The following is a 1239-nucleotide window of genomic DNA, read 5'->3' as shown; positions in this document are numbered from 1 at the left end:
TGGCCTGCTGCCGGTTTTTCGGACACCAGGTTAAGCTAACATAGCTTTCTCCTCGAACTCGACAGGGCTCATATATCCCAATGTCGAGTGCCGTCGCCGAGGGTTGTAGAAGCGCTCGATGTAATCGAACACGTCCGCCCTGGCGTCATCCCTCGCCCTGTAGATCTTGCGGGCCGTGCGCTCGGTTTTCAGCGACGAGAAGAAGCTTTCCATCGCAGCATTGTCCCAGACGTTGCCCGACCGGCTCATTGAGCAGGTGATGCCGTGATCGGCCATCAGGCGCTGGAACTGCTCGCTGGTGTATTGCGATCCCTGGTCGGAATGGTGCAGCAGGCTGTCGGGCTTGCCTCTCCTCCAGATCGCCATGATCAGGGCGTCAGTGACGAGCTGCGCCGTCATCTCCGCCTTCATCGCCCAGCCGACGACACGCCGCGAGAACAGGTCGACGACGGCGGCAACGTAGAGCCATCCTTCGGCGGTCCAGATGTAGGTGAAATCGGCAATCCACTTCTGGTTCGGGGCCGAAGCCTCAAAGGCGCGATCAAGGAGGTTGTCCGACACTGCCGCTCGCTCGCCGGTATCCTTCGGCAACCCACGGCGGCGCGGCCGGGCACGTAGCCCGTTCTCCCGCATGAGCCGCTCAATGCGATGCAGGCCGCAGGAGAGCCCCTCCGCCAGCACATCATGCCAAACACGCCGGGCGCCGTAGGTGCGGTCGCTGCTCTTGAAGCTTCGATCGATCCTGGCAACGAGAATCTCGTCGTGCCGGGAACGAGCGCTGGGACTACGATTAAGCCAGGCATGGAAGCCTGAGCGGGACACATCCAGAGCCTCGCACAGCCACGCCACCGGCCAGATGTTCCGGTGCCTCGCGATGAAAGCGAACCTCATGTCACTTCCCTCGCGAAGTAGGCTGCGGCCTTTTTTAGGATGTCGCGCTCCGCCTTCAGCTTCGCCACTTCCTTGCGCAGCCGGTCAATCTCCTGCTGCTCCGGCTTCATCTGCCCATGACCGGGAAACGCACGCAGCGGATCGGCCGATAAATCGCGCACCCATTTGCGCAGCACATTCTCGTGGACATCGAGGTCGCGGGCAGCCTGGGCCACCGCAACGCCCCGATCCTTCACCAATCTCACCGCCTCAAGCTTGAACTCGCGACTGAATTTCCTTCGTTGCATTCCCACTCTCCAGTTCCGTCAAACACCTTATCTCGATGTCCACGAAACCGGCAGCAGGCCA

At 61.3% G+C, this 1239-nt stretch carries 1 protein-coding gene; it reads right to left on the bottom strand.

Annotated elements, in window-relative coordinates:
• Positions 1–30: 30 nt before the first annotated feature.
• Positions 31–1178, bottom strand: a protein-coding gene (locus tag ABXS05_RS34845) for an IS3 family transposase (RefSeq protein ID WP_367627084.1) whose coding sequence is annotated in 2 segments (ribosomal slippage) — positions 31–929 and positions 929–1178 — 1149 coding nt in all. Because the reading frame shifts where the segments join, the coding sequence is not laid out codon by codon here.
• Between the last annotated feature and the right edge of the window lie 61 nt (positions 1179–1239).

The organism is Labrys neptuniae (assembly GCF_040797145.1).
Lineage (GTDB): Bacteria > Pseudomonadota > Alphaproteobacteria > Rhizobiales > Labraceae > Labrys > Labrys neptuniae.
This window is presented reverse-complemented; position numbering and strand designations above follow the sequence as displayed.